Consider the following 26,808-nt stretch of genomic DNA (forward strand, 5'->3'; position numbering starts at 1 on the left):
GAAAACGCGTCAAACAAGAAAGCCCTGAAAATTGCCGCCGCACTGCTGCGGCGGCGTGTCCTTCCGTATATATTATGATCCTCATATCAAGGAGGGCGTCATGCCTGAGGCATACATCTACGATCACGTTCGTACCCCGCGCGGCCGCGGCAAGGCCGACGGCGCGCTGCACGAGGTCACCGCGCTGGCGCTCGCCACGGTGCCGCTGAAGTCGCTCAAGGAGCGCAACAGTCTTCCCGAGGACTCCGTCGACGACGTCGTGCTCGGCGTGGTCGACCCGGTCGGCGAGGCCGGCTCGGACATCGCCCGTTTCGCGGCGCTGAACGCCGGCCTCGGCGAGAAGGTGCCGGGCGTGCAGATCAGCCGCTTCTGCGCCTCCGGCCTCGATGCCGTGAACTTCGCCGCAGCCCAGATCATGAGCGGCCAGCATGAGCTCGTGATCGGTGGCGGCGCGGAATCGATGAGCCGCGTCGGCATCGGCGCCTCCGGCGGCGCCTGGCCGATGGATCCCTCGATGGCGGTGCCGGCCTATTTCATGCCGCAGGGCATCTCGGCCGATCTGATCGCGACCAAATACGGTTTCTCGCGCGACGACGTCGACGCTTACGCGGTGCAGAGCCAGCAGCGCGCGGCCAAGGCCTGGGACGAGGGCCGCTTCGGCAAGTCGGTGGTGCCGGTCAAGGACGTCAACGGCCTGACCATCCTCGCCAAGGACGAGCACATGCGCCCGACCACGACGATGCAGTCGCTGGCGCAGCTGCAGCCGTCCTTCGCGGCGATGGCGGCGATGGCCGGCTTCGACGCGGTGGCGATCCAGTCGCATCCCGAGGTCGAGAAGGTCAATTACGTGCATCACGCCGGTAATTCCTCCGGCATCGTCGACGGCGCCGGCGCCGTGCTGCTCGGCAGCAAGGAGGCGGGCGCCAAGCACGGGTTGAAGCCGCGGGCGAAGATCCGCGCATTCGCCAATATCGGCTCGGAGCCCGCGATGATGCTGACCGGCCCGGTCGACGTCACCGAAAAGCTGTTCGAGCGCTCCGGCATGAAGAAGTCGGACATCGACCTGTTCGAGCTCAACGAGGCCTTCGCCTCGGTGGTGCTGCGCTACATCCAGGCGTTCGACATCGACAACGCCAAGGTCAACGTCAATGGCGGCGCGATCGCGCTCGGCCATCCGTTAGGGGCGACCGGCGCGATGATCCTCGGCACCGTGCTCGACGAGCTCGAGCGCACCAACAAGGAAACCGCGCTGGTGACGCTGTGCATCGGCGGCGGCATGGGCACCGCCACCATCATCGAGCGCGTCTGAGGCGAGGGGAGCGAGCAACATGGCTTACAAGAATTTCAAGTTCGACGTCGACGCCGACGGCATTGCGCTCGTCACCTGGGACATCCCTGATCGTTCGATGAACGTGTTCGACGAGATCTCGACCCAGGAGATCGGCGAGATCATCAAGCAGACGACCGGCGATGCCGCGATCAAGGGCGTCGTGATCACCTCGGCCAAGGAGGCGTTCTGCGCCGGCGCCGACCTCTCGATGCTCGAGGGCATGAACCGCTCTTACGCGCAGCTCTTCAAGGAGAAGGGCGAGGAAGCCGCGAACCAGATGCTGTTCGAGCAGAGCCGCCAGATGTCGCAGTCGTTCCGCGCGATCGAGACCTCGGGCAAGCCGTGGGTCGCCGCGATCAACGGGCTTGCGCTCGGCGGTGGCTTCGAGATCACGCTGGCCTGCCACTACCGCGTCGCGGCCGAGAACCCGAAGACCCGGCTCGGCCTGCCCGAGATCAAGGTCGGCCTGTTCCCCGGCGCCGGCGGCACCCAGCGCGTGCCGCGTCTTGTGCAGCCGGCGGACGCGATGCAATTGCTGCTCAAGGGCGAGGCGGTCAATCTCACCCGCGCCAAGGCACTCAACCTCATTCACGCGGTGGTGCCGGCGGCCGACCTGATCAAGGCCGCGAAGGACTGGATCAAGGGCGGCGGCAAGGCGGTCGCGCCGTGGGACGAGAAGGGCTTCAAGCTGCCCGGCGGCCCCGTCTTCTCCAAGATGGGCATGCAGATGTTCCCGGCCGGCAACGCGATCTATCGCCGCGAGACCTACGACAATTATCCGGCCGCACGCGCCATCATGAGCTGCGTCTATGAGGGCCTGCAGCTTCCGATCGACGCCGCGCTGCGGGTCGAGTCGCGCTACTTCACCAAGGTGCTGCGCTCGAAGGAAGCGGCGGCGATGATCCGCTCGCTGTTCCTGTCGATGCAGGAACTGAACAAGGGCGCCCGCCGCCCGGCGGGCGTGCCGCCGACCAAGGTCAAGAAGCTCGCCGTGATCGGCGCCGGCTTCATGGGCGCCAGTGTCGGCTATGTCTCGGCGCAGGCCGGCATCGACGTCGTGCTGGTCGATCGCGACCAGGAAAGCGCCGACAAGGGCAAGGGTCACGCCAAGACCGTGGTCGACGGCCTGATCGCCAAGGGACGGATGAAGCAGGACGCGGCCGATGCCATCCTGGCGCGGATCTCGGCCACATCAGACTACAACGTGATCTCGGACTGCGACCTCGTCATCGAGGCGGTGTTCGAGGATCGCAAGGTCAAGGCGGATACCTATGCCAAGGCGCAGCCGCTGCTGAAGCCGGGCGCGATCTTCGCCTCCAACACCTCGACCCTGCCGATCAATTCGCTGGCCGAGGAGTTCAAGGACCAGGGCAAGTTCATCGGCATCCACTTCTTCTCGCCGGTCGAGAAGATGATGCTGGTCGAGATCATCCTCGGCAAGAACACCGGCGACGTCGCGCTGGCGACCGCACTCGACTATGTCCGCGCGATCGGCAAGACGCCCATCGTGGTGAACGACTCCCGTGGCTTCTTCGCCAACCGTTGCGTGATGCGTTACATCTCCGAGGGCAACGAGATGCTGCTCGAAGGCGTGCCGCCGGCGATGATCGAGAACACCGCCAAGATGGCCGGCATGCCGGTCGGGCCGCTGTCGCTGCAGGACGAGGTCGCGCTCGATCTCGGCCTGAAGATCACCAAGGCGACCGAGGCCGATCTCGGCCCCAACGCGATCGACCAGGCGCAGAAGAAGCTGATGGTCGAGATGGTCGAGAAGCAGGGCCGCTTCGGCCGCAAGAACGGCAAGGGCTTCTACGACTATCCCGAGAAGGGCAAGGGCCAGAAGAGCCTGTGGCCGGGGCTCGCCAATCTGCAGCCCAAGCAGCTCGATCCCGACACGCTCAGCGTCGAGGAATTGAAGCAGCGCTTCCTGGTGGTGCAGGCGGTGGAAGCCGCGCGCACCGTCGAGGATCACGTCATCACCGACGTGCGCGAGGCCGATGTCGGCTCGATCCTCGGCTTCGGCTTCGCGCCGTTCACCGGCGGTGCGCTTTCCTACATCGACTTCATGGGCACCAGGAACTTCGTCGCGCTCTGCCACGACTTCGAGAAGAAGTACGGCTCGCGCTTCACGCCGCCGAAGCTGCTCGAGGAGATGGCCGCCAAGGGCGAAACCTTCTACGGCCGCTTCCCGCCGAAGAAGCAGGCGGCGTAAACTTCTGAGGCGAACTCGCGCAGGATCAAGTCGGTCATCGATCCGACTTGATCCTGTTGCGCGACGGTCATGCGCGTCAAAGTCCCGCCACGCTCGTTCCCCAATGGCACCACGCTGCTGGCATCACTCTTGCTCGTCGATCGCCGGGGCGACGATCAGCGTGAGGGTGTCGTGCGATGAGTTCTGCGTTCAAGGAAGGTGCCGCGGAGATCGCGGCGAAGGATTCCTTGTCTTCCCTGCGGTCGTCGCGGTGGCGGAAGCCGCTGCGTCTGCGGGGCAAGGGCCCGTCATGGGCCGGCCTCGCGCTACTCGTTCTGGCCGCGGATATTGTGCTCGCCGCCACGGTCTGGCAGGCCGTCAATTTCTTCCGCCATTGAGCCGTCAGTCTCCGGCGCGAGCAAGGCGCCGGCGAGATAGGCGAACTGGTTGAAAGCGAGACAGGCGACGACGATCGGAGCGCCGGTGGCAAAGGAAAAGCCGTCGGATTGGAGCACGATCGCCGCGAGCACCGCGACCAGCGGCGACTCCAGCATCAATGTCCAAACCCGAAAGTACAAACTGGTTGCCAGCCCAACCAGGGTGCTGGTCAATAAAAGGGTAAAGGCGATCGTCACATTTTTAGACCAGTTGGAGCGGAGGGCGCACCGCAGGTCATAGTCAGTCAGTTGGATCGCTCGAACAAGGACGGCCACGCCCTCAGCCGAAAGTAGTCTTAATCGGTAGAATGCCGATTAAATTGATTTTGTTCCAGCACGTCCTGAAGGTTTGCACCGTTCATTTCTCCCTGAAGGCGCGGTGGACCTGGTCGGCCAGCGGCTTCATCAGACAGGAGAGCACCGTCCGCTCGGTGGTCGGAACAAACACCTCGACCGGCATGCCCGGCAGCAGATGGGTCATGGCCGGCTTCTTCCTGTCGAAAATTATCGGCAAGGGGCCGGCCGCGTGGTGCCACGAGGCCGGCCTTGTTCGGCGCGAGTTCAGGCCGCCTTGAGCAGGCCTTCCTTCTTCAGCGCCTCCTGCACCTTCGGGCGCGCCGCCACGCGGGCCTTGTAGGCCGTCACGTTCGGCAGGCCGGAGAAGTCGAAGCCGAGCCGGTCCTGCGCCCACATGATCATGGTGAAGAGGTAGCCGTCGGCGACCGTGAACTGGTTGCCCATCAAATAGTCGCGTCCGGCGAGCTGGCTCTCGACATATTTGAACTTGCCCATGGCGCGGTCCTTGAAGAAGGCCTTGGCGTCGTCGGCGAGCACGGGCGAGAACATCGGGCCGAGATTCTTGTGCAGCTCGGTCGTGGTGTAGTTCAGCCATTCGAGCAGCTTGTAGCGCTCGTTGGAGTCCCTCGCCGGCGCCAGCTTCTTGTCGGCGGCCTTGTCGGCGATCATCTGGATGATGATCGGCCCCTCGGTGACCATCTCGCCGGTATCCAGCGCCAGCGCCGGCACCTGGCCCTTGGGGTTCACCTGGAGGAAATCGTCGCCGTTTTCGAGCTTCTTGGCGCGCAGATCGACCTTGACCAGGTCGTAGGGCAGCCCGGCCTCGAGCAGGGCGATATGGGGGGAGAGGGAGCAGGCACCGGGGGTGTAATAAAGCTTCATAGGGGTATTCCTTCCCTTGTTCTTGGCGTCCGGAGAGGGATTGCCTACATGCGCCTGCATGAAATAGTCAAGATTGATGCAGATGCATTCAGTGCGGTACAGTCGGTGCCGGGACCCTATGAGCTAGACCATGAAACGCAAGCTATCGAGCGAGGCGACGGCCGCCTGGATCCGCCTGATGCGGGTGCCGAGCCGGGTGCTGGACTGCGTCGAGCAGGATTTGAAGAAGGCCGGTTTTCCGCCGCTCGCCTGGTATGACGCCTTGCTCGAGCTGTCCCGCGCGCCGTCGGGCGAGCTGCGCCCGGTCGAGCTCGAGCGCCAGATGCTGATCCCGCAATATTCGACCTCGCGGCTAATCGACAAGCTGGTCGACGAGGGGCTCGCCGCCCGGCGCGAATGCAAGATCGACAAGCGCGGCCAGTTCGTCGAGATCACCGAGGCCGGGCGCGAGCTGCAGAAGAAGATGTGGAACGCCTATTCCGCCGCGATCGACAAGCATGTCGGCTCCAAATTGTCCGACGCCGACGCGACCAGGCTGTGCGGCCTGCTCGACCGGCTCGGCTGCGCCTGCGGCGACGCCAAAGGCGACGTCAAGAACGAGACCAAGGCTGACAGCAAGGCTGCGCCTGCGCGAGACGGCGTGCCTGCCCGATGATATTGCTGATTCCATCATCCGCAGCCGTTGTGGCTTGCGGATGTCCCTGCCACCGCGCGCCTTCGATCGAAGCGCCCTTGAGTTGGATTATCTATGGCGCGTGACCAGATCGACATGACGCCGCTGCAGTCGCGCGACGAACTCGTGGCGTGGCTTGAAGCCGGCGTGAAGCCTGAGTCCGAATTCCGGATCGGCACCGAGCACGAGAAGACTCCGTTCACGCTCGAGGGCCATCAGCCCGTGCCCTATGAGGGCGCCAAGGGCATCGGCGCGCTGCTCGAGGGTATGAAGCTCCTGCTCGGCTGGGAGCCGATCATGGAGCGCGGCAACATCATCGGCCTCTATGACGTCACCGGCGGTGGCGCGATTTCGCTCGAGCCGGGCGGGCAGTTCGAATTGTCGGGCGCGCCGGTCGAAACCGTGCATCAGACGCAGTCGGAATTGATGGCGCATCTGGCGCAGGTGCGGGAGATCGCAACCCCGCTCGGCATCGGCTTCCTCGGCCTCGGCATGACGCCGTCCTGGTCGCGCGCGCAGATTCCCGTGATGCCCAAGGGGCGTTACAAGATCATGCGAAACTACATGCCGAAGGTCGGCAAATACGGCCTCGACATGATGTTCCGGACCTGCACTGTGCAGACCAATCTCGACTTTTCCTCCGAAGCCGACATGGTGAAGAAGCTGCGGGTATCGCTGGCGTTGCAGCCGATCGCGACCGCCTTGTTCGCCAACTCGCCGTTCACCGAAGGCAAGCCCAACGGCTTCCTGTCGTTCCGTTCCGAGATCTGGCGCGACACCGACAATGCGCGCAGCGGCATGGTGCCGTTCGCGTTCGAGGACGGCATGGGATTCGAGCGCTATGTCGATTACGCGCTCGACGTTCCGATGTATTTCGTCAAGCGCGGCGAGGAATATATCGACGTCTCCGGCTCCTCGTTCCGGGATTTCTTCGCCGGCAAGAACGCCGCCTTCCCGGGCGAGCGCCCGACCTTGTCGGACTGGGCCAATCACCTCTCGACCATCTTCCCCGAGGTGCGGTTGAAGCGTTACCTCGAAATGCGCGGCGCCGACGGCGTGCCGTGGGGCCGGCTGCCGGCGCTGCCGGCGTTCTGGGTCGGGCTGCTCTACGACAATGACAGCCTCGATGCCGCCTGGGACATCGTCCGCCACTGGACCGCGCCGGAGCGGCAAGCGCTGCGTGACGACGTGCCGCGTTTCGGCTTCAAGTCGCGGATCAAGGACCGCTATCTGTTCGAGATCGCCAAGGAGTGCCTGATCCTGTCGCATGCCGGATTGCGGCGGCGCGGCCGGATCGATCATCTCGGACGCGACGAGAGCCGCTTCCTCGAACCGCTCGAGCGTATCATCGAGGCCGGCCGCTCGCCGGCGGAGGAGATGCTGGAGAAGTTCAACGGCCCCTGGAAGGGCTCGGTGGAACCGGCCTACCAGGAATACGCCTTCTAATCCCCGCTCGGCCCCAATCCGGGCGTGAGGCGCGCGCGGACGGCGGTGGTGTCGCAGCCGCCGTTCATCAGCCGTACAGGTTCATGGCGTTCAAATGACGCCCCGCGAAACGCGCGGGGCTGCGCGAATTTGAAAGCAATCTCATGGGGATAGGCCGCCTCTTTAGGGCGTGTGTGGTGATGTTTGCGGTCCTTGCGGCCGCGGTCGTCGCGCGCCCGGCATTGGCGCAGACCAATTTCGACCGCCCCGGCGGCGACTATCTCAACGCGCCGGTGACGACGGGCGATCCGGCCGATTGCGCGCTGACCTGCGAGCGTGACCGCCGCTGCCGCGCCTGGAGCTTCAACTATCCGACCGACGCCAACAACGGCGCGGTGTGCTGGCTGAAGAGCACCGTGCCGCCACGGGTGCAGAACGTCTGCTGCGTCTCCGGGGTGCGCGGCGCGGGTGTGGTCGAACCGCGCAACGGCGCTATCGAAACCTCGATCGACCGCCTCGGCGGCGACTACAAGAATTTCGAGCTGAAGAGCAGCGACGGCGACGAGGCCTGCCAGGCCGCCTGTACCGCCGACAACAAGTGCCGCGCCTGGACCTACGCCCGGCCCGGCTATGCCGGCCGCGACGCGCATTGCTTCCTGAAGAAAGAGATCAAGCCGCCGCGCCGCAAGGCGGGGTTCACGTCGGGCGTGGTGCGTTGATTCTGTAGCCCGGATGGAGCGAAGCGCAATCCGGGACCGCGCTCACCGTGGATGGGCCTGCCCCGGATTTCGCTGCGCTTCATCCGGGCTACGCGACGACGGGCTACTCCGCCGCCAGCACCGTGATCTCGGGCCAGAGCGCCTTCCAGCGCGCCGCCTTCGTCGCATAGTTCGCCGGCGAAAAGTTCGCGGTTCGGTTCGGCCGCACGATCATGCCGACGACATCATCGAAACCGTTCGGCGCATAGACGTCGTAGCCGCGCGTGGTGCGGCGGATGCCGATCTGCGTGTTTTCGGTGAGGAAGCGATCGATGCCGTCGGTCGAACGCGACAGCGCCGGGTAGGGCAGGCCGTGCTTGTCGGGATACCAGAGATGGACGCGGGCCTGGTTGCGCACCTCGATCGCGACACCGAGATGGCCAAGCCGTGCCTTGAGCTCGCGGATCACCGCGTCCTCGGCCTCCCACGACGTATCGGGATCGAAATAGAAGATGTCGTGGTCGCTGATGCCATGATCGAGCGGCCGGCTGGTCAGCACGTTCCAGACGGTCTGCACCAGGCAGCCGGCGACCAGCCACGCATCGGGCAGGCCGAGGCGGTGCAGCTCGTCGGTGATGGCTTGATTGGCCGGGTTGCGCAGCGCCGCAGCGAGGAATTCGTCTTGCGTCACGACCAGGCGGTCGCGTCGTGGTCGCGGACCGCCTTCTTCGATGCCAGCGTGCGCCAGTGCCGGCGCAGCAAGGGCTCGACGGTGGCGCGTTTGACCTTCGACAGGCGGATCAGGACCATCGGGTAGTCGCGGTAGTGATCGGTGACGTAGAACACCTTGGGCTGATGCTCGACCAGCATGTCGCGCTCCTCCGGCGGGACGCCCGGCATCACCAGGCTGTCGCCGTCCTCCTTGAGCCGCACCAGCATCCTGTTGCGCACCTTCAGCGCCGGCGTGCCGTAGGAAGAGCCGTCCTCGACCTCCGGCCATGCCAGCGCGATGTGCCTGATGTCGTCGAAGGTCACGACTATCATCCCGCAAGGAATGTAGCCCGGATGGAGCGAAGCGAAATCCGGGACATCTTGCAGAGTGGGAGATCCCGGATTGCGCTGCGCTCCATCCGGGCTACGCGTCTACTGCACCGAGGTGAAGAAGCGCGCGAGGCGGAAGCCTGAGAGCCAGGTCCAGACCGGCTGGCTGCGGATGCCGAGGTCCCAGGAGCCGACCACGGCGTCGGCGCGGCCGATCAGATTGTCGATCGGCAAGAGGCCGACGCCGCCGTCGCGCACCGGCACGCGGCTATCGGCGGAATTGTCCCGATTGTCGCCGAGCACGAACAGTTTGCCCGGCGGCACCGTCACCTCTTGGGTGTTGTCGAGCCGGCCGTTGTCGCGAATCTTGAAGATCGCGTGGTTGACGCCGTTCGGCAGCGTCTCGATGTAGCGATACGCCTCCTCGCCGCCGCCGCGATCGTCTTCGGCGAAGCCGGTGCCGTCGGGTTTCAGCGTCGCCGCATGATCGTTGATGAAGAGCTGACCCTGCCGCATCTGGATGCGGTCGCCGGGCAGCCCGACCACGCGCTTGACCCAGGCCTGCGAGCGGTCGCCCGGCCAGCGGAACACGACAACGTCGCCGCGCTTCGGCGTCTCGCCGAACACGCGGCCGGTTTCCGGCAGCGTGATCTGGATCGGCAGCGAAGCCGCGCCGTAGCCATAGGGATATTTCGAGGCGACCAGCGCGTCGCCGATCAGCAGCGTCGGCTCCATCGATCCCGACGGCACGTAGAACGGCTCGGCGATCGCGCCCTTGGCGAGGAACACGACGGCCACGATCGCGGCCAGTTGCACGGCCTGCCCGCGCCAGCTGGTCGGCTTGGCCGTCACGACTTCGTTTCCGCTGCTCACTAGCCCGTTCCTCCGACCGTAATCCGTTCCATCCTGAGCGTCGGTTGGCCGACGCCGACCGGCACGCCCTGGCCGTTCTTGCCGCAGGTGCCGATTCCCGTATCCAGCGCAAGATCGTTGCCGATCATGGTGATCCTGTGGAGATCGGTCGGTCCGTTGCCGATCAGCATGGCGCCCTTCAGCGGCGCGCCGAGCTTGCCGTTCTCGATCTTGTAGGCCTCGGTGCACTGGAACACGTACTTGCCCGAGGTGATGTCGACCTGGCCGCCGCCGAAATTGGCGGCGTACATGCCGTTCCTCACCGAGGCGATGATCTCGGCCGGGTCGCGGTCGCCCGACAGCATGTAGGTGTTGGTCATGCGCGGCATCGGCACATGGGCATAGCTCTGCCGACGACCGTTGCCGGTCGGCGTCATGCCCATCAGCCGGGCGTTCTGGCGGTCCTGCATGTAGCCGACCAGAATGCCGTCCTCGATCAGCACGGTGCGGTTGGTTGGCGTGCCCTCGTCGTCGATCGAGAGCGAGCCGCGGCGCGAGGCCATGGTGCCGTCGTCGACCACGGTGACGCCCTTGGCGGCGACCTGCTGGCCCATCAGGCCGGCAAAGGCGGAGGTCTGCTTGCGGTTGAAGTCGCCCTCGAGCCCGTGGCCGACGGCCTCATGCAGCATCACGCCGGGCCAGCCGGCGCCGAGCACCACGTCCATCTCGCCGGCGGGCGCCGGCACCGATTCGAGATTGACCAGCGCCTCGCGCAGCGCGCCGTCGGCGGCGTCGCGCCAGGCCTTGGTCTCGATGAAGCGGGCATAGCCCTCGCGGCCGCCATAGCCCTTGCTGCCGCTCTCCTGGCGGTCGCCCTGGCCGGCGACGACGGAGATGTTGACGCGCACCAGCGGGCGGATGTCGCGATAGCTCTCGCCGTCGGGCCGCAGGATCTCGACCACCTGCCAGGTCGCGGTGAGGCTGGCCGAGACCTGACGCACCCGCGGGTCCTTGTCCCTGACATAGGCGTCGATCTCGCCGAGCAGCTTGACCTTGGCCTCGAACGCCGGGCCGTCCAGCGGGTTCTCGTCGCCATAGAGCTTGATGTTGGTGTGGGCGGGCGCCGCGGCGAAAGTGCCGGCATAGCCGCCGCGCACGGCCGCGACCGCATCCGCGGCGCGGATCAGCGCCGGGATCGAGACGTCGGAGGAATGCGCATAGCCGACCGCGTCGTCCTTGACCGCGCGCAGGCCGAAGCCCTGGGAGGTGTCATAGGTCGCCTGCTTCAGCCTTCCGTTGTCGAACACCAGCGCCTCGGTCTGCCCGAACTCCAGGAACAGCTCGCCGTCGTCGGCGCCTTCAAGGCCGCGGGACACCTCGCGGCGGACGGCATCGCGGTCCAGATTGGCGCGGTCGAGCAGGGAGGTCGTGGCGGGATTGGTCATGGTCACTCCGACGCAATGCGATTGCTTGGCGATTCCTCGCCATCCTTGCCTGAAGCGCTACTGATTGCCAGTGGGGAACCCGCAGCAGGGATTTCGGGGGATTGAAGCAGAGACGAGCGGAAAACTCATCTTACAACCCGGAAACCTGTACCGGTCCCGGTTCAGGCCCGGACGGCGATCACCAAAGATAGTGGTTGGGGTGGCAAACCGGGAGTGCCTGCGGCTATGAGGTCGATCACAGTGCCCCGTCGGGCTCCTCACCTTGTCGTCATCACCTTGAGCGCCGATCCGCCTTCCGCGGCGGGCTTTCGCGCTCGGCTGCATCGCCCGATTGCGGCTTCGGCTGTGCGGTGCCCTGCGCCGAGGTCGGAAAGCCATGCTCCTGTGCCCAGCGGTACAGTTCATCGAACACCGGCTTGAGCGCCTTGGCGGACGGCGTCATCTCGTACTCAACCCGGGGCGGCACCTCGGGATAGACCGTGCGCTTGACGAGGCCGTTGGCCTCGAGATCGCGCAGCTGCGTGGTCAGCATATGCTGGGTCACGCCGGGGATCGACTGGCGCAGCTCGCCGAACCGCCGCTTGCGCTCGACCAGTTGCCAGAGGATGTCGCCCTTCCATTTTCCGGCCAGCACCGACAGCGCGCGATGAAATTGCGCCGACAGGTCGCCGTTGCACGGCTCGGACGCCGCCGGAGGCTCGGCAGGCTCAATAGTCAGTTTTTTCATACTACCTCACAAAAAGCATCCTACTTGTTCTTTTCATCTTACTCCCGAATTTAGACCACCGAAAGCCGCGGACCAGCCGCCGATCGGTCGGGTGGCCGCGGTCCGGCCTTACGAACAACTCGGGAGTCATCAATGTCAGTTGCAGTTGCCGCGGCGCCGTCGCGCTGGAAATCCGTCAGCCTCTGGGTCGTCAGGGGACTGCTCGCTTTGGCCTTTGCCGCCGCGGGCGCGGCCAAGCTTTACGGCGTGCCGATGCTGGTCGAGGAATTCGCGCATATCGGGCTCGGTCAGTGGTTCCGCTATTTCACCGGATCGCTGGAGCTGCTCGGCGCGATCCTGATCCTGCTGCCCCCGGTCGCGGCGTTCGGCGGCGTGCTGCTGAGCTGCATCATGGTCGGCGCCACCATCAGCCATCTTTTCGTGATCGGCGGCTCGCCGGTGCCCGCCCTCGTGCTGCTGACATTGAGTGTGATCGTCGCCTACGCCAAGCGCAGCCAGTTCGCCCTGCTCGCGAGCGCGCCGTGAGGCGAGCGCGATGCGCGTCTCTCTCCGCAAGCTGATGGTCGTGACCGGGCTGGTGCTGGCCTTCGCGGTGCCGTTCGCCGCGACAATGCTGCTCACCGGTTCGGTCGCGGCGGTCTCGAAACCCGAGCCCAAGAAACCTGAGTCCAGCAAGCCGGAGCCGCGCGTGCACCACCTTGTGTTGCCGATCAACAGCGACGATCCGACCACCATGCGGGCGCTGATCTCGACCGCGCTCAACCTCCCGAAATATTATCGGGAGCGCAGCGAGCCGTTCGAGATCGAGGTCGTCGCCTACAATGCCGGCGTCCACATGCTGCGCGCCGATACCTCGCCGGTGAAGGATCTGCTGCGGGTGGTGCGGGGGCTCACGCCCGACATCCGCTTGGTTGTCTGCGAAGCCACCAAGCTCGGCATGGAGCGGGCCGAGGGGCATCCGCTGGTGCTGCTCGATCATGTCGACCTGGTGCCGAACGGTCCCGGGCGCATCATCGAATTGCAGGAAGCCGGCTGGTCCTACATCCGGTCGTGAGCGATGTGGCCATCAAGCCAAGCGGAGAATTTGTCATGACGTCAGCTCACGCACCGACGCGCCGCGCTGTCGTTGCCAGCATGATTGGCGCCGGCGTGTCGCTCGTGACGCCGGTAGCAAGCGTGCGCGCAGCGTCGGGACCGCCGCAATTCGGCACCGTCAGGCACCAGTTCACGCAGGTCGAAGGTGCCCGCCCGGTGCCGCCGGTCGCGATCCCGGCGCTCGCCGGCGGCGCGCTCGATCTCACCGCGTTCAAAGGCAGGATGGTGCTGGTCAACTTCTGGGCCACCTGGTGCGCGGCGTGCCGGACCGAGCTGCCTATGCTGGACCGCCTCGCCGCCAGCGGCCGCAGCGATCTTGTGGTCGTCGCTGTCAGCACCGATCGCAACCGCGCCCCTGTCGCGCCCTACGTCAAGCAGCTCAAGCTGCGCCACCTCGCGGTCGGCTTCGATCCGGGCGGTTTCGTCTCGCGCGTCGACGCCGCCGAGGTCGACACGCCGTTCGCGCTGTACGGCATGCCGATCTCATTTTTGATCGGCATCACTGGACAAGTCGAAGGCTACATGACGGGAGAGGCGGACTGGCTGTCCGCGGAGGCGAGCGCGTTGTTCGACTACTATGCGGGCGTCCGCTGAGATGGCGTAGTCCGGATGAAGCGCAGCGAAATCCGGGACTGGTCAATCCGCGATGAGAGCGGCCCCGGATTGCGCTGCGCTCCATGCGGGCTACGCTTTCCTGTGCCGCTCGGCGCCCTAGGGCAATTTGTCATACCCCTCCGCCAGGCCATTCAGGCTGAGCGGAAAGCCGATACCTTCTTCCGGGGTCTCGAAGATGATGAAGGTCGCGGTCTTGGCGTTCTTGAGCTGGCCGAGCAGCTTGTCGTCCATCACGACCTCGGCGACGCAGCCATTGGGCAGGCATCTGACAAAACCGGCGCGGCCGACGTCTTGATTGTCGAGTTTCAGGCCGAGGCCGGAGGGCAGCAGCACGCCGAGCGGGGCGACCACGCGCATCAGGCGGCTCTTCTGGTCGGCGGTCTTCAGCACGATCACGGTCAGGCCGGCATTGGAGCGGTCTTCTGCTACCACGCTCTGGATCAGCGCGCATTGCTCGGCCTGGGCGCCGGGCGGGGTGTCGCAGCGGATCTGCCAGTCGCCATGAACCGAACGCACCGCGCCTTGCGCGTTCGCCGGCTGGGTCAGGCCAAAAGAAACGCCAAGAGAAAAGCCGAGGCAGAGGGCCAGAATCGCAAGGCCGCCGAGCCGGCCGGCCATCGTCAAACGAATGTTCGAAGCGCCCATCCGGGTCGATCCTTATAGATGTTCGGTCGGTCCGGCCGTCCGGCCGCCGGTAGCACGCGCGCCATGATGCGCTTCCCGGAAGCGAATCATGATCTCATCTTCTTGTTTGAGCATGATCTTTCGGAAAACCGGTCTCCACTTTTCCGGATCATGCCCAGGCGTCGACTGATACCGCAATGACGGCGCCTTGAAGGCGATCTTGAAGCCATTCCCGCGCAGGATTGCGGCAACCCGCAGCGAATCAGGTTCCTGTGGAGCACCCACCTGTGGGTACATCCGGCAATCCCCCTGTCAAGCAGGGTGGACAATTGGTCCAAGGGCTTTCGCTTGATTTTGCGGGAAAAATCGCAAGCGGCAGCTTCATCGCAGGCGCATGGCTTTCGGCCCCACTACTGCATTGCGAGCGCCGGAGAATTATGGTTTGAGAGGCTGGATTTCGACGCGTTCTAGCGATCTGGCTCCCGTACCCACCTTGACTCAGAGACGGGTATGTCCGGAAGGCCGTTTGTCAGGGCGGATCGTGCTGCATTTTCGGCCACATGCCGGGGGTGCTTTGGGGAATAATGCAAGGGAGCGCGAGCGGCATGAAGATGTCGATTGGCCGGTTGGGCAGGCAATTGCTGGGGTTGGCGGTGGCGGGTGTGGCGTCTGTCGCCGCGGGATCGGCCTTCGCCGAAATGGGGCAGCCGGCGCCGTGGGAGCACACGCTGCAGGAAGGCGTGACCCCGGTGATGGAAAACATCATCTGGTTTCACAATTTCCTGCTGGTGCTGATCACCCTGATCACGCTGTTCGTGCTCGCGCTGCTCATCATCGTGGTCGTGAAGTTCAACGCCAGGGCCAACCCGGTCCCCTCTAGGACCACCCACAACACGCTGATCGAGGTGGCCTGGACGCTGATCCCGGTGCTGATCCTGGTCGGCATCGCGGTGCCGTCGTTTCGCCTGCTGTTCCTGGAGCTCGACGTGCCGAAGCCGGATCTCACGGTGAAGGTCACCGGCAAGCAGTGGTACTGGTCCTACGCCTATCCGGATAACGGCAAGTTCGAGTTCGACTCGCTGCTCGACAAGGACAAGCAGCCGCGCCTGCTCGGCGTCGACAACGAGATGGTGGTCCCGGTCAACAAGGTGGTGCGGATCCAGACCACCGGCGCCGACGTGATCCACTCCTTCGCGGTGCCGGCCTTCGGCGTGAAGATCGACTCGATCCCCGGCCGCCTCAACGAGAGCTGGTTCAAGGCCACCAAGACCGGCGTGTTCTACGGCCAGTGCTCGGAACTGTGCGGCAAGGACCATGCCTTCATGCCGATCGCGGTCAGGGTCGTGAGCGACCAGGAATTCGCGACCTGGGTCGAAGGCGCGAAGAAGAAGTTTGCGACCAACCCGGCGAATTCCTACGCCTCGGCTGGTCAGGCGGCGCAGTAAGCCTCACGGCTTACGGCGCGGATGGAATAAGGGCGACGGGACCGCAAGGTCCAAGAGGGACTGCAAGGCAGGATTTTGAACATGGCGACAGGCGCAGCGACACACGACGATCACGCCCATGACGATCACGCCCACCATCCGACCGGATGGCGGCGTTATCTCTACTCCACGAACCACAAGGACATCGGTACGATGTACCTGATCTTTGCGGTGATCGCGGGCATCATCGGCGCGGCGATGTCGATCGCGATCCGTGCCGAGTTGATGTATCCGGGCGTCCAGATATTCCACGAGACGCACACCTATAACGTGTTCGTGACCTCGCATGGTCTGATCATGATCTTCTTCATGGTCATGCCGGCGATGATCGGCGGGTTCGGCAACTGGATGGTGCCGCTGATGATCGGCGCGCCGGACATGGCGTTCCCGCGCATGAACAACATCTCGTTCTGGCTGCTGCCGGCCTCGTTCGCGCTGCTGCTGATGTCCACCTTCGTCGAGGGTGAGCCGGGCGCCAACGGCGTCGGCGCGGGCTGGACCATGTACGCGCCGCTGTCGACCTCCGGCCATCCGGGACCGGCGGTCGATTTCGCGATTCTCTCGCTCCATCTCGCGGGTGCCTCGTCGATCCTCGGCGCCATCAACTTCATCACCACGATCTTCAACATGCGCGCGCCGGGCATGACCCTGCACAAGATGCCGCTGTTCGTGTGGTCGATCCTGGTCACCGTGTTCCTGCTGCTGCTGTCGCTGCCGGTGCTCGCCGGTGCGATCACCATGCTGCTGACCGACCGCAATTTCGGCACCACCTTCTTTGCGGCTGACGGCGGCGGCGACCCGGTGCTGTTCCAGCATCTGTTCTGGTTCTTCGGTCACCCCGAAGTGTACATCCTGATCCTGCCCGCCTTCGGCATGATCAGCCAGATCGTCTCCACCTTCTCGCGCAAGCCCGTGTTCGGCTATCTCGGCATGGCCTACGCCATGGTCGCGATCGGCGGCATCGGCTTCGTGGTGTGGGCGCACCACATGTACACCGTCGGCATGTCCTCGGCGACGCAGGCCTATTTCGTCGCCGCCACGATGGTGATCGCGGTGCCGACCGGCGTGAAGATCTTCTCGTGGATCGCCACGATGTGGGGCGGCTCGATCGAGTTCAAGGCGCCGATGATCTGGGCGATCGGCTTCATCTTCCTGTTCACCGTCGGCGGCGTTACCGGCGTCGTGCTGGCCAATGCCGGCGTCGACCGCGTCCTGCAGGACACCTACTACGTGGTGGCGCACTTCCACTACGTGCTGTCGCTCGGCGCCGTGTTCGGCATCTTCGCCGGCTGGTACTACTGGTTCCCGAAGATGTTCGGCTACATGTACTCGGAGCGCATCGCCAAGGCGCACTTCTGGTTCACCTTCGTCGGCGTCAACCTGGTGTTCTTCCCGCAGCACTTCCTCGGCCTGTCGGGCATGCCGCGCCGTTATGTCGACTATCCGGATGCGTTCGCCGGCTGGAACCTGATCTCCTCCTGGGGCTCGTACATCTCCGGCATCGGCGTCTTGATCTTCATCTACGGCGTGATCGATGCCTTCGTCCGCAAGGAGCAGGCCGCGAACAATCCGTGGGGCGCCGGTGCGACCACGCTGGAGTGGACGCTGACCTCGCCGCCGCCATTCCACCAGTTCGAAGTGCTGCCCCGCGTGCAGTAAGTCCACGACAACGCGGCGCACTTTAAGGGTGCGCCGCGCCTTTTGAGAGAAGCGAGACCTGATCTTGTCGGTTGTCGATCACAACGCCATCGAGCTGCCCCGGATTTCCGAGGCCGAAGTGGGCGACTACATCGCGCTGTTGAAGCCGCGCGTGATGTCGCTGGTGATCTTCACCGCGCTGGTCGGGCTGATGATCGCGCCGGTGCACGTGCATCCGGTGCTGGCATTCACCTCGATCCTGTGCATCGCGGTCGGCGCCGGTGCTTCCGGCGCGCTCAACATGGCCTATGAGGGTGACGTCGACGCCTTGATGACGCGCACCGCCAACCGGCCGATCCCGCGCGGCCGCATCACGCAGACCGAAGCGGCCGCGTTCGGCATCACGCTCGCCTTCTTCTCGGTGATGACGCTCGGCATCCTGGTCAACTGGGTGGCGGGCGCGCTGCTTGCCTTCACCATCTTCTTCTATGCCGTGGTCTACACGATGTGGCTGAAGCGCTGGACCGCGCAGAACATCGTGATCGGCGGCGCCGCCGGTGCCTTGCCGCCGGTGGTGGCTTGGGCCGCCGCGACCGGATCGCTCTCGGTCGAGCCGATCCTCCTGTTCCTGATCATCTTCTTCTGGACTCCGCCGCACTTCTGGGCGCTGGCGCTGTTCCGCAGCGACGACTATGCCCGCGCCGGCATCCCGATGCTGCCGGTGGTCGCCGGTCCCGACGCGACCCGGCTGCAGATTCTGCTCTACACCATCGTGCTGGTCGCGATCGCGCTGGCGCCGTGGCCGCTCGGCTATTTCGACGCGATCTACGGCGTCACCTCGCTGGTGCTCGGCGCCGGCATGCTGTGGCTGGCCATCGAAGTCTATCGGCGCCGCGAGGGTACGGCTGCCAACCGCGCCACGCGCCGGCTGTTTGCCTTCTCGATCCTCTATCTGTTCGCGCTGTTTGCCGTCCTCCTCGCCGAGGTCGTGGTCCGCGCGATTGCGCCTGTCTTCATCGGATAGGGAGCCGGGGGGCGAGATGGGGGCGCATGGGATATCGATGGACGAGAAACGCGAACCAGAAGGCATCGTCCTCACCGAGGCGCAGCTCAAGAGCCGCCGCCAGCGCTCGATCGCCATCGCGCTCGCGCTCGGCATCCTGGTCGTGCTGTTCTTCGCCGTCACCCTCGTCAAGGGGCCGGCCGTGCTGGTGCGGCCGCTGTGAGTGAGATGGCCAACCAGGGACCGCAGCAGGGTGAGGGCGCCAAGGTCACGCGCCGCACGCTGACGCGCGACGCCGTGGTTGCCTCGATCTGCGGCTTCGTCGTGGTGCTGATGGTCGGCGCGTCCTACGCAGCCGTGCCGTTCTACAACTGGTTCTGCCGCACCACCGGCTTCAACGGCACCACCCAGGTCGCGACCTCGGTGCCTTCGGATGCGCCGCTCGAGCGTACCATCGCGGTCAGCTTCGATTCCAACGTCGCGCCGGGCCTGCCCTGGAAGTTCGAGCCGGAGCAGAACACGATCGACGTCAAGATCGGCCAGGTGGTCACGGTCTACTACACCGTCACCAACCAGTCGGCGCGCACCACCACCGGCCAGGCGTCCTACAATGTCGCGCCGCTGACGGTCGGCGCCTATTTCCAGAAGATCAACTGCTTCTGCTTCACCGAACAGACCATGGCGCCGGGCGAAAAGCGCGAGATGGCCGTGGTGTTCTATGTCGATCCCGCGCTGGCCAAGGACAGCGAGAACGACACGCTGAAGACGATCACCCTGTCCTACACCTTCTTCCCCGTGCGCGACGCCGCGCCGAAGCCCGTGGCGGCGGGCGAGGCGGAGCAGCGCAAGGGCGGCTAGTTTTGGAATTTAAGATTTAAGACGTGCCTTGCGGCACGCGAATGGAGAGACGGCAATGGCTGAGGCGCAAGTCAAGCATCACGACTATCATCTCGTCGACCCGAGCCCGTGGCCGGTGGTCGGCTCGATCTCGGCCTTCATCATGGCGTTCGGCGCGATCGGCTGGATGCACCACATGTTCTCCGCAGCCCCGATCGTGTTCGGCGTCGGCACCATCGGCGTGCTCTACACGATGGCGAGCTGGTGGGGCGACGTGATCAAGGAAGCCCAGTACAAGGGCGACCACACCCGCGTGGTGCAGATCAGCCACCGCTACGGCATGATCCTGTTCATCGCCTCCGAGGTGATGTTCTTCGTCGCCTGGTTCTGGGCCTTCTTCAATGCGGCGCTGTTCCCGGCCGACGCGGTGCATGCCACGCGCGATGCGGTGTTCGGCTGCGGCGCCGGCACGGCGATGGGCGCCTGCTCCGTTCCCGGTACCTGGCCGCCGCACGGCATCGAGACCTTCGATCCCTGGCATCTGCCGCTGCTCAACACGCTGCTGCTCCTGACCTCCGGCACCACGGTCACTTGGGCGCACCATGCGCTGCTCGAGAACGACCGCCAGGGCCTCAAGCAGGGCCTGATCCTCACCGTTATCCTCGGCGCTCTCTTCACCTGCGTGCAGGCCTATGAGTACGCCCATGCGACGTTCTCGTTCGGCGGCAACGTCTATGGCGCGACCTTCTTCATGGCGACCGGGTTCCACGGTTTCCACGTGCTGGTCGGCACCATCTTCCTGCTGGTCTGCCTGATCCGCGCCTATGCCGGCCACTTCACGCCGAAGCAGCACCTCGGCTTCGAGTTTGCCGCCTGGTACTGGCACTTCGTCGACGTGGTCTGGCTGTTCCTGTTCATCTGCATCTACGTCTGGGGCCACGGCGCCGAGACGATGGCCCACGGCGCACACTAATTGCCGGCCGACGTGCTAAGAGGGGGCGGCCGAATGGCCGCCCCTTTTTGTTTCCCTTCTCCCCTTGTGGGAGAAGGTGGCGCGGATGTAATCCGCGCCGGATGAGGGGTCTCCATCCGCGGAGACAGACCCCTCACCCGGCTACATCTCGCTCCGCTCGATTTCGCCACCCTCTCCCACAAGGGGAGAGGGGAAGGAGCCAAATGACCGATACCCCGCCGACCGTCACTGAGAGCGCACTGCGCGGCATCGCCTGCCGCTGCCCGCGCTGCGGCAAGGGCAAGCTCTATTCCGGCTTCCTGACGCTGGCGCCGCGCTGCCAGGCCTGCGGCCTCGATTTCGCCTTTATCGATTCCGGCGACGGGCCGGCGATCTTCGTGATCATGCTGGCCGGCGCCATCGTGGTCGCGGCGGCGCTGATCGTCGAGGTGAAGTACCAGCCGCCGTTCTGGGTGCATGCCGCGCTGTGGCTGCCGTTGATCCTGGTCACCACGATCCTGCCGCTACGATCGATGAAGGCACTTCTGATCGCGCTGCAATTCCACCACAAGGCCGCCGAAGGCCAATTGATCGAGCGCGACCCGAAATGAATGATGTGACGACGCGCCGGCCGAACGCGGCCGGCTTCGGCATTTTCACGTTGATCCTGATCGCGGTGTTTATCGCCCTCGGTTTCTGGCAATTGCAGCGCCGGGTCGAGAAGCACGCGCTGATCGCAGCGCTCGAGGCGCGGCTGGCCGCGCCGACCGAGGCGCTGCCGCCGCCGTCGGCCTGGCCGACGCTGACCTCCGCCAAGGATGAATTCCGCCGCGTCACCCTGACCGCGACCTATGCGAAGCAGCCCGACGCGATGGTGTTCAGCTCCGGCTCCGCGGTGCGCGACGACATTTCGGGTCCTGGCACCTGGGCGTTGCTGCCGGCGAAGCTCGCCAGCGGCGAGACCGTCGTGATCAACACCGGCTTTGTCCAGAACACGATGCAGGATCGCGCCTTCGAGGACCGCGTCGTCGGCCGCCTCGTCACCGGCGCGCCGGTTGAGCTCACGGGCTATATCCGCTTTCCCGAGCCACCGGGCCGGCTGACGCCGAAGGAAGATATCTCGAAGCGGCTGTGGTTCGTGCGCGACCATCGCGCGATGGCGCAAGCGCTCGGCTGGGGACAGGTCGCGCCGTTCTATATCGACCTCGAGGCGCCGGTGCCCGACAGCGGCACGCCGAAGCCCGGACCGCTCAAGGTGCGTCTCAAGGACGACCACACGCAGTACGCCATCACCTGGTTCTCGCTGGCCGCTGCGGTCACCATCGCCTTCGGCCTGTGGTGGCGCGGCCACCGGCGCCGTGCCTCTGGTCGAACCTAGCCTCATCATGGTTTGATTGACCCGCGAAGGGGACTTCGCGGCAAGCAATCAGGGTGTGCCATGGAGAAATACGGCGCCGGGCCAATCGTTGTCCTGGAGTATGATCCCAACTGGCCGGCCATGTTCGAGACGGAGCGCGCGAGGATCGAGCATGCGCTCGGCTCGCTGGCTCTGGCCATCGAGCATGTCGGAAGCACCGCGGTTCCGGGCTTGCCATCGAAGCCGATCATCGACCTGATGGTCGGTGTCCCCAGCCTCGCGGAGGCACGGGAGCGCTGCATCAAGCCGATCGATACGCTCGGCTACCGCTACATACCGGAATACGCGGCGTGGCTGCCTGGCGAGTTGTTCTTCCGCAAGGGTCCTCCGGGGCCGTGGACCCATCATCTGCATGTGATGGAGCCATCCAATCCGCGCTGGGAAACGCTGCTGGTGTTTCGCGACTATCTTCGCGCGCACCCCGAGGTGTCCCGTGCCTACGCCGAGATCAAGCAGGCCCTTGCTGCCTCCTCGAGAGAGGACATCGCGGCCTATCGCAACGGCAAAACGCGTTTCGTCGAGGAGACGACCGCGAAGGCCCGCGCGTGGCGCGCGGACCTGTCCGGTCGATAGCGCGGCTTAGCCACGCCTGCATTCTGCGGTAGCGCCATCCATGCCGGCGCCGGGATCAATGACCCATGGGGGCGGGGCCGCCGAGCTTGACCTTGCGCAAGGTCAGCGCCAGCGGGATGGCGGAGAGCGAGATCAGCATCAGGACCCAGAACGCATCCATGTAGGACAGGAACGAGGCCTGGGTCTGCACCTGCTGTCCGATCCACTGGATCGCCTGACTGTGCGCCTGCGCCAGCGAACTGCCCTGGGCGACGAAGAAGTCGGTGACCTGGTGCAGCGTGTCCTGGTATTGCGGGCTCGACGGCGTCACCTGCTCGACCAGCCGGCTCTGGTGGAATTGCTGGCGATGCGTCAGCACGTTGGACACGATCGAGACGCCGATCGAGCCGCCGGTGTTGCGCGCCGCGTTGATCAGCGCGGAGGCCTGGTCGGTCTTCCCAGCGGGAATGCCGTCATAGGACGCCGCCATGATCGGCACGAAGATCAGCGGCAGGCCGACGCCGATCAGCATGCGCGAGCGCGCCATGAACCAGAAGCCGAGATCGCCGTAGACGTTGGTCATGCTGTACATCGAGGCGGCGATCACCAGCGCGCCGGCAACGATCAGGTATTTCGGCTGCACCCTGGCGGCGAGCCGGCCGACCGCGAACATCATCATCATGGTGACGACGCCGCCGGGCGAGAGCACGAGGCCGGCCCAGGTCGCGGTGTAGCCGAAATCCTGCTGCACCAGCTGCGGCAAGAATTGCGTGGTCGCGAGCAGGATGGCGCCGGTCGCCAGCATCACCAGGAAGCAGGCGCCGAACTGCCGGGTTGCGACCATGCGCAGGTCGATCACCGGATTGCGCCGGGTCATCTCCCACGGGATCATCAGCACGAACGCCGCAGCGCAGATCACTGCAAAGGTGATGATGAAGGGCGAGGCGAACCAGTCGTCCTCGAGGCCGCGATCGAGCACCACCTCGAGCGCGCCGAGGAAGGTCGCGACCAGCGCGAAGCCGATGAAGTCGAACCTGTTGTCCTGGGGCCGCGCTCCCTTGGCTTTCGCGGTCGCGGGCTCCTGCAGCACGGCCGCGATCAGCGCGATCGCGAACACACCGACCGGCGCGTTGATCAGGAAGCACCAGTGCCAGGAGAGGTTGTCGGACAGCCAGCCGCCGAGCGTCGGCCCGACCACCGGCGCCACCACGACGGCAATGCCGAACACCGCGAACGCCTGCCCGCGCTTGGCCGGCGGGAAGGCGTCGGCGAGAATCGATTGCGCAACCGGCACCATGCCGCCGCCGCCGAGACCCTGCAGGATACGGAACAGCAGCAGCGCGTTCAGATTGGGTGCAAAACCGCACAGGATCGAGCTGACCGTGAAGATGCCGAGGCAGATCAGGAAGAACGTCTTGCGCCCGAGCGTGCGGGCGAGGAAGCCGGAGGCGGTCAGGATGATGGCGTTGGACACCAGATAGGTGGTGACCACCCAGGAGGCCTCATCCTCGCTCACGCCCATGCCGCCGGCGATATAGGGCAGCGCGACGTTGGCGATGGTGGTGTCGAGCACCTCCATGAAGCTCGCGAGCGCGACCACGATGGCGATCAGCCAGGGATTGACGGTGACATTCGGAGTCGAAAAGCCTTTGGCGTCGATGGCGGCGGCACTCATCACAGCCTCCCGAGGCTCGACTTCTCAAGGCGCTCGAACAGGGACGGCGCGGGATTGATCCGCACCGTCGGCACCACGGACATGCCCGGGCCGAGCGCGACGTCGGCCGGTGGGTTGTCCATCACGATCTTCACCGGCACGCGCTGCACGATCTTGACGTAGTTGCCGGTGGCGTTCTGCGCCGGCAGCAGCGAGAACGCCGTGCCGGAGCCCGGCTGCACGCTCTCGACATGGCCCTGGATGGTGCGTCCGGGATAGGCGTCGATCTTCATCGTCACCTTCTCGTCCGGCCGCATCTTGTCGAGCTGGATCTCCTTGAAGTTCGCGGTGACCCAGGTCTGGTCGGGCACGAACATCGTGAGGTTGGTGCCAGCCTGGGCGAACTGGCCGACCGCGGCCGACAGGCTGACGACGCGGCCCGGCTGGGCGGCGGTGACCGTCGTATAGGACAGATTGAGCTTGGCCTGGTCGCGTTGCGCCTCGGCCTGGGCGAGGTTGGCGACCGCGCTCTTGCGCTGCGCCTTCAGCGACTCGACTTGGCGCTGCGCGAGGTTGAGCGTCGCCTGCGCGCTCAGCAGCGCAGCCTGCTGCTGATGCAGCTGCGAGGTGAACTGCTCGGAATTCTGCACGGTGCCGTAGCCGGATTGCTCCAGATGCTGGTAGCGCGTCGCCTGCTGCTGGGCGAACACCAGCGCCGCCTGCGCCTGGTCGACCTGCGCCTGGTTGGCAGCAATCTGCGCCTGCTGCACGTCGAGCTGCGCATCGACATTCTCGATGCTGGCGCGCGCGGCAGCGACCTGCGCCTCGGCCTGCGCCAGCGCGACGCGATAGTCGCGGTCGTCGAGCCGGGCGATCACGTCGCCGGCCGCGACATGCTGGTTGTCGGTGACCGGGACGGCTGTGATGTAGCCGGAGATCTTCGGCGCCAGCGCCGACTGCCGCGCGGCGATGAAGGCGTCGTCGGTGGATTCGAAATGCGCGCTGTAGTCCATGTAGAGATAGCCGCCGCCAATGGCTGCGGCGAGCAGCACGGCGCCGATCGCGGAGACGACCGGACGGCGGCGGAGAAAGCTGGGCCGTGTTGCCTTGCCGATGATCTCCGGCGGGATTGTTGCCGGCGGAGCGGGCTCCTTGTCCGCAGGGCGCTCCTGCGCCGGAGCTCGTGCGGTGACCGAGGGCCGGTCAGGCTCATGGGAGGCCGGAGCCGAGGACGCCCCCTCGATACCCTCATGCCCCGGTTGGTCGCGCTCCAAGACAGTGTCTTCAAACATGATGGCGGCTCCTGCTGTCAGGCGAGGTCTGCAAGGTCTTCGCAAAAAGGAACGGGACCGTTCCGTTCTATGCGGCAAATAGTCTCGCCACGGTGCGCCGTCAATAGAAACGGAACCGTATCGTTCTATTTACAACTAGATGTGATAAGGCTATACTGCCTGATATTGCCGGCCTGACCGGCCCATCGAACCCGGGTCGATGCGATGACCACCAGCACCCTGAAGAAGCCGCGGCTACCGAAAACCAAGCCGGTCGAGGTGCGCGCCGGCCGGCCGCCGAAGGAGCTCGCCGGCGAGGTCGATGCACGCATCCTCGACGCCGCGCGCCGGGTGTTTCTGCAGCGTGGGTTCGAGGGCGCGAGCATCGATGAGATCGCGGAAGTCGCGCGCTCCGGCAAGCGGACGATTTATGCGCGCTTCCGCGACAAGCGGGCGCTGTTCACGGAAGTGGTGACGCGGGACATCCTGGCACGCATCGCCGAGTTCAAGGCCGATCCGCCGGTCGGCGCGACCATCGAGGAGCGCCTCACCAGCGTTGCCTCGACCTTGCTGCATTGGGGCTTCGATGCCGACCGGATCGGCCTGATGCGGCTCGCTATCGCGGAGGCGCACCGCTTCCCGGATCTCGCGGCCAACGTCAACCGCAGGGCGCGCGCGCTCAGCACTGAGCTCGGCATTCACCTGCTGCGCGACCTGACGCAATCCGACGAACTCGGCAAGCTGCCGGCCTTCGCGCCCGAACACCTGCCGACGACGGCGCGGATGTTCCTCGACATCATCGCGGTGCCGATGCTGCTCCGGGCGCTGTTCGAGGTGGATCTGAAGGCGCTCGATCCCGAGATCGACGCCCATGTCGCGCGCGGCGTCGCGTTTTTCGTTGCTGCGTGCCGGACCGGCTGGGTGGAGAATCTCAAGCCATAAGCGCGCTCAATCGGGCGCGCGCTCCACGGCGTGACGCAGCCAGACCATGCCGCCTTCCAGTGTCTCGCAATGGGTGAGCCGGAGCGATTGTCCGGCGCCGGGGCGGTCGCCGTCGGAGCCGTGATAGTCGACGATGCTTTGCGAGCCGGCGACGCCATCGACCGCCGGGAAGATCAATGTGCTGAACTCGTCGATCAGTCCATGCTTCAGGAAGGCGCCGTTGATCCCGCCGCCGCCTTCGAGCAGTAGCGTCCTGGCGCCGAACAGCGACGCGAGCTGCGCCATGGCGCCCGGCAGGTCGTCGCCCTTCGTGCCTGCAAAGATGTAGGACGCACCGTCCTCGCGCAGCTCGGCGAGATGCGCGTCGGACACCTGTTCGCCGAGCACCGCGACGGCGTGATCGCCGCCGACATTGTCCTTGCCGAAATGCACGCGGCCCGACGGATCGATGCCGACAGCAAGCTTGCGGCCGTTGCGGTTGCCGAGATGCGCCTCGCGCGCCAGCCTCAGTGGGTTGGCGATATGCCGCTCCGTTCCCTTGGCCATCTCGTTCATCGTGACGCGGCCGATGATCCATCCATCGGCATCGAAGCCGTCATGGATCCGTTCGTAGTGCGAACGCAGCACGTCGGCCGGAATCCCGGCGGCGGCCTTGGTGAAGCGGCTGGGATGAAGCCGGCCGTCGATCGACGTGCCCATGTGGCAGATGATGTGGGGGCGCATAGG

Annotated in this window: 31 protein-coding genes; 18 read left to right on the forward strand and 13 right to left on the reverse strand. The window is 65.4% G+C overall.

The genetic code is table 11. The annotated features are described in order from the left end of the window. Window positions 1–100: 100 nt before the first annotated feature. Complete coding sequence (locus ACVIHF_RS38725; protein ID WP_456793574.1) at window positions 101–1,309, forward strand: acetyl-CoA C-acetyltransferase; 1,209 nt, start codon at window positions 101–103, stop codon at window positions 1,307–1,309. Between the two features lie 19 nt (window positions 1,310–1,328). After that, a complete protein-coding gene (locus ACVIHF_RS38730) occupies window positions 1,329–3,542 on the forward strand; it encodes a 3-hydroxyacyl-CoA dehydrogenase NAD-binding domain-containing protein (RefSeq protein WP_456793575.1) in 2,214 nt (737 codons plus the stop codon). A gap of 305 nt (window positions 3,543–3,847) precedes the next feature. On the opposite strand, the gene ACVIHF_RS38735 is transcribed toward ACVIHF_RS38730, so the two are convergent. From ACVIHF_RS38735 to gstA, 3 genes are all read right to left on the reverse strand, one after another. Continuing rightward, window positions 3,848–4,234: a hypothetical protein gene (locus ACVIHF_RS38735; RefSeq protein ID WP_456793576.1), complete on the reverse strand. Its 387-nt coding sequence runs from the start codon at window positions 4,232–4,234 to the stop codon at window positions 3,848–3,850. A gap of 82 nt (window positions 4,235–4,316) precedes the next feature. Beyond that, window positions 4,317–4,439, reverse strand: a complete 123-nt coding sequence (locus ACVIHF_RS38740) for a hypothetical protein (RefSeq protein ID WP_456793577.1) — start codon at window positions 4,437–4,439, stop codon at window positions 4,317–4,319. Window positions 4,440–4,519: 80 nt separating this feature from the next. Further along, on the reverse strand, window positions 4,520–5,137 hold the full coding sequence (gene gstA, locus ACVIHF_RS38745) for a glutathione transferase GstA (RefSeq protein WP_057016067.1): 618 nt from the start codon (window positions 5,135–5,137) through the stop codon (window positions 4,520–4,522). Between the two features lie 130 nt (window positions 5,138–5,267). Between gstA and ACVIHF_RS38750 the strand changes: the two genes are divergently transcribed. The 3 genes from ACVIHF_RS38750 (at window position 5,268) to ACVIHF_RS38760 (ending at window position 7,954) form a co-directional block, all read left to right on the forward strand. Further along, window positions 5,268–5,792: a MarR family winged helix-turn-helix transcriptional regulator gene (locus ACVIHF_RS38750; RefSeq protein ID WP_028338998.1), complete on the forward strand. Its 525-nt coding sequence runs from the start codon at window positions 5,268–5,270 to the stop codon at window positions 5,790–5,792. Between the two features lie 93 nt (window positions 5,793–5,885). Then, window positions 5,886–7,256: a glutamate--cysteine ligase gene (locus ACVIHF_RS38755; protein ID WP_092088053.1), complete on the forward strand. Its 1,371-nt coding sequence runs from the start codon at window positions 5,886–5,888 to the stop codon at window positions 7,254–7,256. Window positions 7,257–7,399: 143 nt separating this feature from the next. Further along, complete coding sequence (locus tag ACVIHF_RS38760) at window positions 7,400–7,954, forward strand: PAN domain-containing protein (RefSeq protein ID WP_456793578.1); 555 nt, start codon at window positions 7,400–7,402, stop codon at window positions 7,952–7,954. Window positions 7,955–8,057: 103 nt separating this feature from the next. On the opposite strand, the gene ACVIHF_RS38765 is transcribed toward ACVIHF_RS38760, so the two are convergent. The 5 genes from ACVIHF_RS38765 to ACVIHF_RS38785 form a co-directional block, all read right to left on the reverse strand. After that, window positions 8,058–8,624 carry a nucleotidyltransferase family protein gene (locus tag ACVIHF_RS38765; RefSeq protein ID WP_456793579.1) on the reverse strand — a complete coding sequence of 189 codons (567 nt, stop codon included), beginning with the start codon at window positions 8,622–8,624 and terminating at the stop codon, window positions 8,058–8,060. Continuing rightward, a complete protein-coding gene (locus tag ACVIHF_RS38770; protein ID WP_456793580.1) occupies window positions 8,621–8,968 on the reverse strand; it encodes an MmcQ/YjbR family DNA-binding protein in 348 nt (115 codons plus the stop codon). Before ACVIHF_RS38770 ends, ACVIHF_RS38765 begins: the two co-directional genes overlap by 4 nt. 108 nt (window positions 8,969–9,076) lie before the next feature. Continuing rightward, window positions 9,077–9,847: a signal peptidase I gene (lepB, locus tag ACVIHF_RS38775; protein ID WP_016847099.1), complete on the reverse strand. Its 771-nt coding sequence runs from the start codon at window positions 9,845–9,847 to the stop codon at window positions 9,077–9,079. Beyond that, window positions 9,847–11,271, reverse strand: coding sequence for a metalloprotease TldD (gene tldD / locus ACVIHF_RS38780; RefSeq protein ID WP_456793581.1), 1,425 nt, complete (start codon window positions 11,269–11,271; stop codon window positions 9,847–9,849). The genes lepB and tldD overlap by 1 nt, the downstream gene beginning before the upstream one ends. A gap of 271 nt (window positions 11,272–11,542) precedes the next feature. Next, the gene (locus ACVIHF_RS38785) at window positions 11,543–11,998 is read right to left on the reverse strand and encodes a winged helix-turn-helix transcriptional regulator (RefSeq protein ID WP_253604759.1); all 456 of its coding nucleotides are present in this window, start codon (window positions 11,996–11,998) and stop codon (window positions 11,543–11,545) included. Window positions 11,999–12,130: 132 nt separating this feature from the next. Between ACVIHF_RS38785 and ACVIHF_RS38790 the strand changes: the two genes are divergently transcribed. Genes ACVIHF_RS38790 through ACVIHF_RS38800 form a run of 3 tightly spaced genes read left to right on the forward strand, consistent with a single transcriptional unit; the run spans window position 12,131 to window position 13,687 of the window. Further along, on the forward strand, window positions 12,131–12,523 hold the full coding sequence (locus ACVIHF_RS38790) for a DoxX family protein (RefSeq protein ID WP_456793582.1): 393 nt from the start codon (window positions 12,131–12,133) through the stop codon (window positions 12,521–12,523). Window positions 12,524–12,533: 10 nt separating this feature from the next. Then, window positions 12,534–13,052, forward strand: coding sequence for a DsrE family protein (locus ACVIHF_RS38795; RefSeq protein WP_456793583.1), 519 nt, complete (start codon window positions 12,534–12,536; stop codon window positions 13,050–13,052). Between the two features lie 35 nt (window positions 13,053–13,087). Continuing rightward, window positions 13,088–13,687, forward strand: a complete 600-nt coding sequence (locus ACVIHF_RS38800) for a redoxin domain-containing protein (protein ID WP_456793584.1) — start codon at window positions 13,088–13,090, stop codon at window positions 13,685–13,687. Between the two features lie 117 nt (window positions 13,688–13,804). On the opposite strand, the gene ACVIHF_RS38805 is transcribed toward ACVIHF_RS38800, so the two are convergent. Beyond that, the gene (locus ACVIHF_RS38805) at window positions 13,805–14,353 is read right to left on the reverse strand and encodes an invasion associated locus B family protein (RefSeq protein WP_456793585.1); all 549 of its coding nucleotides are present in this window, start codon (window positions 14,351–14,353) and stop codon (window positions 13,805–13,807) included. Between the two features lie 12 nt (window positions 14,354–14,365). Then, window positions 14,366–14,629, reverse strand: coding sequence for a hypothetical protein (locus tag ACVIHF_RS38810; RefSeq protein WP_456793586.1), 264 nt, complete (start codon window positions 14,627–14,629; stop codon window positions 14,366–14,368). A gap of 308 nt (window positions 14,630–14,937) precedes the next feature. Between ACVIHF_RS38810 and coxB the strand changes: the two genes are divergently transcribed. The 9 genes from coxB to ACVIHF_RS38855 all read left to right on the forward strand — a co-directional run bounded on the left by coxB (window position 14,938) and on the right by ACVIHF_RS38855 (window position 22,236). After that, the gene (gene coxB, locus ACVIHF_RS38815; RefSeq protein ID WP_026191935.1) at window positions 14,938–15,777 is read left to right on the forward strand and encodes a cytochrome c oxidase subunit II; all 840 of its coding nucleotides are present in this window, start codon (window positions 14,938–14,940) and stop codon (window positions 15,775–15,777) included. A gap of 81 nt (window positions 15,778–15,858) precedes the next feature. Continuing rightward, on the forward strand, window positions 15,859–17,475 hold the full coding sequence (ctaD, locus tag ACVIHF_RS38820; protein ID WP_456793587.1) for a cytochrome c oxidase subunit I: 1,617 nt from the start codon (window positions 15,859–15,861) through the stop codon (window positions 17,473–17,475). 64 nt (window positions 17,476–17,539) lie between these two features. Next, window positions 17,540–18,478, forward strand: a complete 939-nt coding sequence (locus ACVIHF_RS38825) for a heme o synthase (protein WP_028334631.1) — start codon at window positions 17,540–17,542, stop codon at window positions 18,476–18,478. Window positions 18,479–18,515: 37 nt separating this feature from the next. Further along, window positions 18,516–18,680 (forward strand): hypothetical protein, encoded by a 165-nt coding sequence (locus tag ACVIHF_RS38830; RefSeq protein ID WP_028334632.1) that lies wholly within the window; start codon window positions 18,516–18,518, stop codon window positions 18,678–18,680. A 5-nt stretch (window positions 18,681–18,685) separates the two neighbouring features. Further along, on the forward strand, window positions 18,686–19,315 hold the full coding sequence (locus tag ACVIHF_RS38835; RefSeq protein WP_253604746.1) for a cytochrome c oxidase assembly protein: 630 nt from the start codon (window positions 18,686–18,688) through the stop codon (window positions 19,313–19,315). Between the two features lie 55 nt (window positions 19,316–19,370). Continuing rightward, window positions 19,371–20,267: a cytochrome c oxidase subunit 3 gene (locus tag ACVIHF_RS38840; RefSeq protein WP_057016083.1), complete on the forward strand. Its 897-nt coding sequence runs from the start codon at window positions 19,371–19,373 to the stop codon at window positions 20,265–20,267. A gap of 203 nt (window positions 20,268–20,470) precedes the next feature. Further along, complete coding sequence (locus tag ACVIHF_RS38845; RefSeq protein WP_026191934.1) at window positions 20,471–20,857, forward strand: DUF983 domain-containing protein; 387 nt, start codon at window positions 20,471–20,473, stop codon at window positions 20,855–20,857. Further along, the gene (locus tag ACVIHF_RS38850) at window positions 20,854–21,624 is read left to right on the forward strand and encodes an SURF1 family protein (RefSeq protein WP_310882036.1); all 771 of its coding nucleotides are present in this window, start codon (window positions 20,854–20,856) and stop codon (window positions 21,622–21,624) included. The genes ACVIHF_RS38845 and ACVIHF_RS38850 overlap by 4 nt, the downstream gene beginning before the upstream one ends. 60 nt (window positions 21,625–21,684) lie before the next feature. After that, entirely contained in the window at window positions 21,685–22,236 is a 552-nt protein-coding gene (locus ACVIHF_RS38855) for a GrpB family protein (protein WP_310882035.1), read from the forward strand. A gap of 55 nt (window positions 22,237–22,291) precedes the next feature. Here ACVIHF_RS38855 and ACVIHF_RS38860 read toward each other — a convergent pair whose 3' ends face one another. Both ACVIHF_RS38860 and ACVIHF_RS38865 read right to left on the reverse strand, forming a co-directional pair. Beyond that, window positions 22,292–23,890, reverse strand: a complete 1,599-nt coding sequence (locus ACVIHF_RS38860) for a DHA2 family efflux MFS transporter permease subunit (protein ID WP_310882034.1) — start codon at window positions 23,888–23,890, stop codon at window positions 22,292–22,294. After that, window positions 23,890–25,161, reverse strand: a complete 1,272-nt coding sequence (locus tag ACVIHF_RS38865) for an HlyD family secretion protein (protein ID WP_375166753.1) — start codon at window positions 25,159–25,161, stop codon at window positions 23,890–23,892. The genes ACVIHF_RS38860 and ACVIHF_RS38865 overlap by 1 nt, the downstream gene beginning before the upstream one ends. A 204-nt stretch (window positions 25,162–25,365) precedes the next feature. On the opposite strand from ACVIHF_RS38865, the gene ACVIHF_RS38870 reads away from it, so the two are divergent. After that, on the forward strand, window positions 25,366–26,082 hold the full coding sequence (locus tag ACVIHF_RS38870; protein WP_310882033.1) for a TetR/AcrR family transcriptional regulator: 717 nt from the start codon (window positions 25,366–25,368) through the stop codon (window positions 26,080–26,082). Window positions 26,083–26,088: 6 nt separating this feature from the next. Here ACVIHF_RS38870 and ACVIHF_RS38875 read toward each other — a convergent pair whose 3' ends face one another. Further along, entirely contained in the window at window positions 26,089–26,805 is a 717-nt protein-coding gene (locus ACVIHF_RS38875; protein ID WP_092088085.1) for a dihydrofolate reductase family protein, read from the reverse strand. Window positions 26,806–26,808: the final 3 nt, after the last annotated feature.

Source organism: Bradyrhizobium sp. USDA 4506 (genome assembly GCF_054058795.1).